Raw genomic sequence first — 8670 nt, 5'->3', positions numbered from 1 at the left:
GGATAGCCTCCTTCCTTGGGAAGGAGGTGGCTGCGAAGCAGACGGAGGTTAGCTGATGGAAGCGCCGCAGGCGGATACTCGGCTCTCAGATTAATGCCTCTGACGGTTTTACAACGCTGACTGCGGTTAAAAATCCCTGTATTCCCGAAAGCAAGAAAGATTTCGGGGCTCCTCGAAGCTGTAGCGATTCTTGGATGCAGTGTCATCACGGCGCGATACACCCGAGGGGAAGCGTGTCACTGGATTCTCAGTCGCTTTTGGCTCCCTGCGAATCCAGTCCCCTTGCCACCGCTCGCAATGACGGGGGGACGAGAGAAATCGGTCAGCTGTAAGCGGATAGCTGTCAGCCTCGTTCCCCTGTCTCACCAACTCACTAACTCACCAACCCACTAACTCACTTTTCCCCCTCAATCTCGATCTCGGCCTCGATTTTTTCTCTCTTTCAGCTTTCTCTCATACGCTGCCCTTCCGATCATGGAGAGGCGGCGGAGGTCGGCTTCTGTGAGGCTGAAGAGGTAGTCGTGGCTGATTTTGTTGGCGGCCATGATTTTTTCACCTATCAGCTGGTCCATGCTTTTGAATGGAATGATTTTTGCCATGGATATCACCTCTTACTTATGATTCTACTCCGGAAGGTGACAGAATGTGGCAGGAATGGTGGGTTGGTGGGTTGGTGAGTTGGTGAGTTAGTGGGATGGTGGCTGAAGGGTAACGCCTGCGGCGAAGGGGCGCAGGTGGCGGCGCGGGAAAAATTAGGAATGAGGAATTAGGAATGAGGAATGGTGGTGGCGGCGCACAGATTGGGAAGCGCCGCCTTTTGAATTGTGGTTGGTGGGTTGGTGGGATAGTGGGATAGTGAGACAGTGGGGCAGGCTGGTAAGGTTGATTCAAGCGATTCAACCCCCCTCCAACCCATTCAACCCATCCAACCCATTCAACCCATCCAACCTATTCAAGCCAACCCATCCAGCCTATGACACGAATCAGTCAGCCGTCCGCTGTCAGCTGTAACCAGATGGACTAAGGTATACAATCCTGCACTTTACCGCACAAACTATTTGATTTCAAAATCATAAAATTATATAATACTTGCAAAAGATAAAGAAAATATAAAATTTTATATTGCAAAGATTATTAGACCATGATATACTGTCTCAGTAATGAGCGGGGCGCCGATGGCGCCGCTGTTTGGGGATCAGATGGCCCGTCAAGAAGGCTGCGGTCCCGGTTCTTTCTATTTTATTTTTAGAGAGTTTTAAGGAAACAACTCTTTATCTGCTTTTTGGGGTAAAAAGTTCCATTTGTTTATTGTTTGTCCGACAAGGTCCCTGTTTCCGGCCTTGCTTTTTTCGTGGGATTTTTCAGGTGCCGCCGCCGGCGGACCTCCTCTTCCGGAGGGAAGGGGGATGTTTTCAGAAGTACAGGAGATGGTCAATTTTGGGAAAGAGGCAGCTTGCTGTCCGGCTGGGGGAAATGGTTCTTGTCCTCCTGGGCATCAGCTTTATTACGTTCTGTCTGGTCATGCTGGCGCCGGGGGATCCGGTGCGGCAGATGATCGCCGGCAATGAAGATATCGTGGTGAGTCAGATAGAAATCGATGCGCTCCGCCATGAGCTGGGATTGGACAAGCCTTTCATTTTCCAGTACCTGGACTGGCTGGGCCGTGTGCTGCACGGGAATTTCGGCTATTCCTTCATGATGAAGAAGCCGGTGCTCGATGCGCTGCTCCAGGGCCTGCCGGCTACGGTGATCCTGGCGCTGGCATCCACTCTCTTCATGCTGGTCTTCTCCATCCCCCTGGGCATTTATACGGCGGTGAAGAAGAATACCTGGTTTGATTACCTCATTCGGGGGTTCTCTTTCCTTGGCGTGTCGGTGCCGAACTTCTGGATGGGCCTCATGCTTCTCTGGATTTTCGCCCTGAAGCTGGGGGTGCTCCCCATCGTGGGCGGCAGTATTTCCCTGGAAAACCTGATCCTTCCCATGGTGACCCTGGGCGTGGTGATGACGTCCAAGTACACCCGGCAGGTCCGGGCTACGGTGCTGGAGGAACTGAACCAGGACTACGTCATGGGCGCCAGGGCCCGGGGGTTCTCGGAATCCCACATCCTCTGGAAGGAAGTGCTGCCCAATGCCCTGCTGCCCCTGGTGACGCTGCTGGGCCTGGCCTTCGGCTCCCTCCTCGGCGGCGCGGCGGTGGTGGAAATCGTATTCTCCTGGCCCGGCCTGGGGTACATGGTGGTCGAAGCCATTACGTACCGCGATTTCCAGACGGTGCAGGCCATCGTCCTCTGGATTGCTTTCATGTACATGGTCATTAACCTGGTGGTGGACCTTTCCTACCATCACCTGGATCCGAGACTTCGGAAAGGAGGCCGGTAATCGTGGAAAATCTTTGGAAAGGATTCAAGGAAAACCGGTCCTTCCGCATCACTACCCTGCTGGTGGTGCTGCTCATCGCCATTATTCTCCTGGCGCCGGTGATTTCGCCCTACAGTCCCCTGGAGGCGGTGATGAAGGATGCGAACCAGGCTCCTTCGGCGGCCCATCTCTTCGGCACGGACAAACTGGGCCGTGATGTGCTGTCCCGTATCCTCTACGGCGGCGCTTACTCCCTGTCCAGCGTGCTGGCGCTGGTGGTCATTATCTTCTGCGTGGGCACCACGCTGGGGATCATTTCCGGCTACTTCGGCGGCATCGTGGATACGGTGATCATGCGTATCGCAGATATGATGATTTCCTTCCCCGGCGTCATCCTGGCCATCGCCATCGCCGGTATCATGGGCGGCAGCCTGATCAACGCCATGATCGCCCTCACCGCGGTGACCTGGACGAAGTACGCCCGGCTCTCCCGGTCCATGGTATTGAAAATCAAGAAACGGGATTTCGTGGATGCCGCCATCGTCAGCGGCGGCACGAATGCCCATATCCTCTGGAGCCACATTATGCCGAATATTGTGCCTATCCTCGTCATCACGGCGGTGGCGGATATCGGCGCCATGATGATGGAACTGGCGGGCCTGTCCTTCCTGGGATTCGGCAGCCAGCCGCCGGCACCGGAATGGGGTCTCATGCTGAATGAAGGTCGCCAGCAGCTGCAGACGGCGCCGTGGCTCATGTTCTTCCCGGGCTTTGCGATTTTCCTCTCCGTAGTCATCTTCAACCTCTGGGGCGACGCCCTCCGGGACGTGCTGGACCCGAGAAATGAAGGATAACGGGCCGCTTTGCGGTCAGAAATAAGAATAGGGGTCTGCGGCTGTGCCGCAGGTAAGATCGAGGCCGAGACCGGGATCGAGGGCTATAGCCGCGAAGCGGCTGCCCGTTCACACCCATGCTCATCCATATCTCCGCCTGGAACCTCAACTCTCCATTCTCAACTCTGTTTTTATTCCGTTTTACCGGAGCAGGATGATGTCATCGGCTCCTGTTCATACATTTTTCCATCAGAAAGGAAGCGTACAAACAATGAAATCGATTTACAAAAAAGGTGCAGTTCTGGCAGCAGCCGCTCTCATGGCATTTGCTTTTGCAGGATGCGGCGGCGGATCCGGCTCCAAGACAGCCAAGGATACCCTCACCGTAGGTGTCACGAACTTCGCAGACAGCCTGGAACCGACGGACAACTACTTCGGCTGGCAGGTTATGCGTTACGGCATCGGTGAATGCCTTGTCCACTTCGATGACAAGATGAATCCGGAACCCTGGATCGCCGAAAGCTGGAAGGTATCCGACGATAAAATGTCCTGGACCTTCAAGATCAAGGATATCAAGTTCTCCAATGGCACCCCGGTCACCGGTGAAGCGGTGAAGAAATCCATTGAACGTACCTTTGCCAAGGCACCCCGGGCGAAGGCCATGTTTGAACTGGACCACATCACCGCTGACGGCCAGAATGTGACCATTTACACGAAGAAACCGGTGGCTACCCTTCCAGGCATGCTCGGTGACCCCCTCTTCATCATTGTGGATACCGCTTCCGATGGAAAAGTGGATTTCGCAAAACAGGGCCCCATTTCCACCGGTCCTTACATGGTAAAGAGTTTCTCCAAAGCAAAGACCGAACTGGATGCGAACCCGAACTACTATGACAAGGTTCCCTTTGCCCATGCGGTCATCAATACCATCGATGATCCCAATACCCGTGCCATGGCTCTCCAGAAGGGCGAAATCGACGTGGCTGTCAATATTGCCCCCGGAGATATGCAGCTCTTCAAGGACCAGGGTAAATTCACCACCAGCACCATTTCCTCTATCCGCGACGTACTGGCAAGACTGAACGTATCCGCCGGCAAGCCCCTGGCTGATAAGAACGTGAGAAAGGCGCTCCTCCAGTCCCTGGACCGGGATACCTACTGCAAGGTGCTCCTGAAAGACACCTTCACCCCCGGCGGCCCGCTGCTCCCGCCGTCCGTTGACTACGGCTTTGACCAGCTGAAAGCGGAATATCCGGATAACTACAACGTAGAAAACGCAAAGAAACTGCTGGCTGACGCAGGCTGGAAAGATACCGACGGCGACGGCTACGTGGATAAGGACGGCAAGGACCTGGAAGTGGACTTCATCTACTACAGCGGCCGTGCAGAACTCCCGCTCTTCGCCGAAGCCACTCAGTCTGATGCCAAGAAAGTGGGTATCAAGGTGAACCTGAAGAACGTGGACTACAACGTCCTCGACGGCATCGGCACCCGCGGCGAATACGACATGCTCATTTCCAACGTCCTCGCCGAACAGGCCGGGGATCCGGAAGTCTTCGTGAACATGTACTGGAAGACCAACGTAAACGGCAGCAACCCGCAGAACGGCTCCGGCTACAGCAACCCCGCCTACGATGCCCTCTCCGACCAGCTGGCCTCCGAATTCGATTCGGCTAAGAGACGGGAAATCATTATCCAGATGGAAAAGATCATCCAGGACGACGCAGCCACCCTGGTATTCGGCTACCCGCAGACCAATATGATCTCCAATAAGAAAGTCAAGAACGCAGACATTAAGCCCTGCGACTACTACTGGGTAACCAAGGACATCATGCCGGCGGAGTAAGAGAAGATTTGAGAATCTAGATCTAGGTCTAGGCGGATAGCGGCTATGCACTGAAAAAAAGAGTTGAGAGTTGAGAATTGAGAGTTGAGGTTCCGCGGCTCCGCCGCCGATGGAATCCTGATGACTCCAGCCCCCCTAAACGGACAAATGACTCTACAGGAGGCTCCTTCCTTGGGAAGGAGCTGCCCACGGGGCTGAGGTTAGCTGATGGGAATTGACGGAAAGCGCCGCAGGCTGACCAGCTTTCCTAGAAGCCAGCAGCTAGCAGCTAAAAGCCCCCACCCGTTCACACGACGCTCAGCCACCTGGAATCCGCCGCGAAGCGGCTATTCCGCCCAAGGCCCACATACTTATTAACGTTTTTCATTCTACATTTTTACTACATACAGGAGCCAATACATGCTATTAGAAGTAAACGACCTGGGCATTGCCTATGGAGATACGGATCCCGTGGTACGCCATGTATCCTTTACCCTGGACCAGGGGGAAATCCTGGCCATCGTCGGGGAGTCGGGTTCCGGAAAGACCACGGTGATCCGTGCCATCCAGCACGTGCTGCCCGGTGGCGGACACATTGCCGAGGGGCACCTCTTCTTCGAAGGGGAAGATACCCAGCAGCAGTCCGCCGAAGTGCACCGTCAGCTGGACGGGAAGGATGTTTCCATGATTTTCCAGGACAGCGGCGCCATGATGAATCCCATCCGGACCATCGGGGTCCAGTTTCGGGAGTACCTCGCTCTTCACGGGATGACCGATGCAAAGGAAGCCCATGACCGGATGGTGGAAATGCTCGCCATGGTCCGTCTCCCGGACCCGGAGCAGATCCTGAAGAGCTATACTTTTGAACTGTCCGGCGGCATGCGGCAGAGGGTGGGTATCGCCATGGCCATGGCCTTCCATCCGAAGCTGCTTCTGGCCGACGAACCCACCAGCGCCCTGGATGTGACGACCCAGGCCGCCATTGTCAAAGAAATGATGGAAGTCCGAAAGAAAATGAATACCGCCATTATCATCGTGACCCACAACATGGGTGTTGCCGCTTACATGGCGGACAACATCATGGTCATGAGAGCCGGGCGGGTCGTGGAATACGGAAAAGCGGAGGATGTCATTTACCATCCGAAGGAAGAATACACGAAGATGCTTCTCTCCGCCGTACCGGTACTGGGAGGCAGGATCGCATGAAGGGTTATGGAGAAGAAATACTCCGGATGGAGGATGTCTGCAAGGTGTTCGACCTGGGCGGCGGCAAGATGCTCACGGCGGCGGACCATGTCAATATCAGCCTTCATAAAGGGGAAACCCTGGGCATCGTAGGGGAATCGGGCAGCGGGAAATCTACGCTGGCCAAGATCCTCACCCGCCTTTACAGCGCCACCGGCGGCCGGATTCTCTTCCACGGGGAGGATATGGTCTCTTTAAAGGGAGAAGAACTCCGGGAGGGACGGAAACATATCCAGATGGTCTTCCAGGATCCCTCCACCGCCTTCGACCCGAAGCAGCGGGTGAAGGAAATCATCTGTGAGCCCCTCCTGAATTATGGACTCATCGATAAGGATGACGTGGAAGATAAGGCGAAAGAAATGCTGCGTGCCGTGGACCTGCCGGAAGAATTTGCGGACCGGTATCCCAATAACATGTCCGGCGGCCAACGGCAGCGTATCGCCATCGCCCGGGCCCTGGTGCTGAAGCCGGAGATAATCATCTGCGATGAAGCTACCAGCGCCCTGGACATGTCTGTCCAGAAGACGGTGATCGAACTGCTCCACAAGCTGCAGGCAGAGACGAGGGTGGCCTACTTCTTCATCTGCCACGACCTGGCTTTGGCCAATATGTTCTGCGATAACATCGTCATCATGCAGCATGGGAAAGTGGTGGAAAAGATTCACGACCTCACGGAGGCAAAGGATCCCTATTCCAGAAAGCTCCTGGCTTCTGTCTTCACCATCGAAGAAGGGAAAAACAAGGTCCTCCCGGACGAACTTTTCGGCTGAGTCCGATAACATAGAGCCCTGTACTGCCCGACACAGGGGAAGGAAGAGACAGAGAGGAAACACGGTCACTCTCCATAGTCTTCCTTCATCAGGGCAGTTTATATATTTCCTGTTTCACTGTTTTTATGGAGGATATTATGAAGAAAATTCTTGCACTGGCTGCAGCAGCAGCCCTGGCCGGCGGCCTTTCCGCCATGGCAGCCAATCCCTTTTCCGATGTTACCCCCGATGACTGGGCTTACCAGGCGGTCTCTGACCTCTCCGACCAGGGCGTGGTAGAGGGGTACCCGGACGGCACATTCAAAGGGGAACGGAACATGACCCGCTATGAACTGGCCCAGATCATTGCCCGCCTCATGGCTAAGGAAGACCAGCTGAATGCAGAGCAGCGTGCCACCCTGGATAAACTGGCCGGTGAATACGCTGATGAACTGGCAAACCTGGGCGTCCGTGTAGGCAACCTGGAAAAGAAAGTGGGCAACCTCTACTGGTCCGGCGATGCGAAGATGTGGTATGTGAATAATGCCAAAGAAAACAAGGCGGACGACTGGAAGGGCCGTATGCGTATCAAAGTAAAGGGCCAGGTCAATGATTTCACCTACGTACAGGGCCGTCTGAAAACCCAGATGTGGTTCAAGAACCCGAAGGCCTCCGATGGACAGACTTCCATGGACTGGCTCTATGTGAACCATTCCTTTGGCGATGCAAACCTCTCTCTGGGCCGCATCCCCGTCACCATCTATGATGGCTTCATGTACGATTACCAGCTGAAAGGCGCTATCCTGGGCTATAACAAAGATGCCTTCCACGCATCTGCAGGCTATGGCCGTTTCCTGAGCAACCAGAATGAAAGCTTCGATACCTCTAATTATGATGCCTTCATCGGACAGGCAGGTTATAACTTTGGCGCCGCAGCCCTCGATGCGACCTACATCAAATTTGCCGGTGACCAGGCAAAGAGTGCCATGGGCTTCGACAGCATCTGGAGCGCTCACCTGGCCATCCCCATGGATGAATTCCGCCTCTTCGGCGAATACTGGGATTCCAATGCCAAAAAAGCGGACAACTCCTGGCAGGCAGGCCTGGGATACAGCAACTTCAGCTCCAAGAAACCGGGCACCTTCGACCTCAATGTGGCTTACAACAAGGTAGGCAGCAATGCCAACCTCGATGGCACCACCTACGATGCCCAGGACTTCTGGGGGGCTATCGAGAAGGATAAGAGCATTAAATACTGGAGCGTCTTCGGCGACGTGGCTCTCCAGAAGAATGTCTCCCTCCACGGGGAATATGTATTTAATATCAAAGACCAGAAAGCTGGCTACGATGACAATGCATGGACCCTGGGGCTGAACTACAAGTTCTGATGCATGAAAAAAGAAGCTCCCAGGGAGCTTCTTTTTTTACAGAAAATCACCGCAGGAGTGGCTGAGGGTGGTGCGAACGTATGGGGGGTTTGAGCCTTTAGCCGGATAGCCGCTTCGCGGTGAAGATATCGGATCATCGGATGATTGGCGGCCCGGCTGATAGACGATAGATGATAGAAGATAGACGATAGATGGGGTCAGGCCCTGCGGGCCGGTTCCATCACCATCTCTCAGCCCGGTGGGCAGCTCTCTTCTGAGAAGAGAGCCTC

8 protein-coding genes are annotated in these 8670 nt (G+C 54.7%); 6 read left to right on the top strand and 2 right to left on the bottom strand.

The genetic code is table 11. The annotated features are described in order from the left end of the window. Positions 1-407: 407 nt before the first annotated feature. Positions 408-599 carry a hypothetical protein gene (locus QZR21_RS06530; protein WP_296097825.1) on the bottom strand — a complete coding sequence of 64 codons (192 nt, stop codon included), beginning with the start codon at positions 597-599 and terminating at the stop codon, positions 408-410. Between the two features lie 838 nt (positions 600-1437). On the opposite strand from QZR21_RS06530, the gene nikB reads away from it, so the two are divergent. The 6 genes from nikB (at position 1438) to QZR21_RS06500 (ending at position 8401) form a co-directional block, all read left to right on the top strand. Further along, a complete protein-coding gene (gene nikB / locus QZR21_RS06525; protein ID WP_296097823.1) occupies positions 1438-2382 on the top strand; it encodes a nickel ABC transporter permease in 945 nt (314 codons plus the stop codon). A 2-nt stretch (positions 2383-2384) separates the two neighbouring features. Next, a complete protein-coding gene (nikC, locus tag QZR21_RS06520) occupies positions 2385-3215 on the top strand; it encodes a nickel transporter permease (protein ID WP_296097821.1) in 831 nt (276 codons plus the stop codon). Between the two features lie 250 nt (positions 3216-3465). Then, on the top strand, positions 3466-5040 hold the full coding sequence (locus QZR21_RS06515; protein ID WP_296974471.1) for an ABC transporter substrate-binding protein: 1575 nt from the start codon (positions 3466-3468) through the stop codon (positions 5038-5040). 399 nt (positions 5041-5439) lie between these two features. Continuing rightward, positions 5440-6225 carry an ABC transporter ATP-binding protein gene (locus tag QZR21_RS06510; RefSeq protein WP_296097817.1) on the top strand — a complete coding sequence of 262 codons (786 nt, stop codon included), beginning with the start codon at positions 5440-5442 and terminating at the stop codon, positions 6223-6225. Then, positions 6222-7034: an ABC transporter ATP-binding protein gene (locus tag QZR21_RS06505; protein WP_296974467.1), complete on the top strand. Its 813-nt coding sequence runs from the start codon at positions 6222-6224 to the stop codon at positions 7032-7034. The genes QZR21_RS06510 and QZR21_RS06505 overlap by 4 nt, the downstream gene beginning before the upstream one ends. A gap of 137 nt (positions 7035-7171) precedes the next feature. Next, positions 7172-8401, top strand: coding sequence for an S-layer homology domain-containing protein (locus QZR21_RS06500; RefSeq protein ID WP_296097813.1), 1230 nt, complete (start codon positions 7172-7174; stop codon positions 8399-8401). A gap of 36 nt (positions 8402-8437) precedes the next feature. On the opposite strand, the gene QZR21_RS06495 is transcribed toward QZR21_RS06500, so the two are convergent. Then, a partial coding sequence (locus QZR21_RS06495; protein ID WP_296974464.1) for a hypothetical protein occupies positions 8438-8670 on the bottom strand: 233 nt, incomplete at its 5' end.

This window comes from uncultured Dialister sp. (genome assembly GCF_900541605.1).
In the GTDB taxonomy this organism is placed as follows: Bacteria; Bacillota; Negativicutes; order Veillonellales; family Dialisteraceae; genus Dialister.
This window is presented reverse-complemented; position numbering and strand designations above follow the sequence as displayed.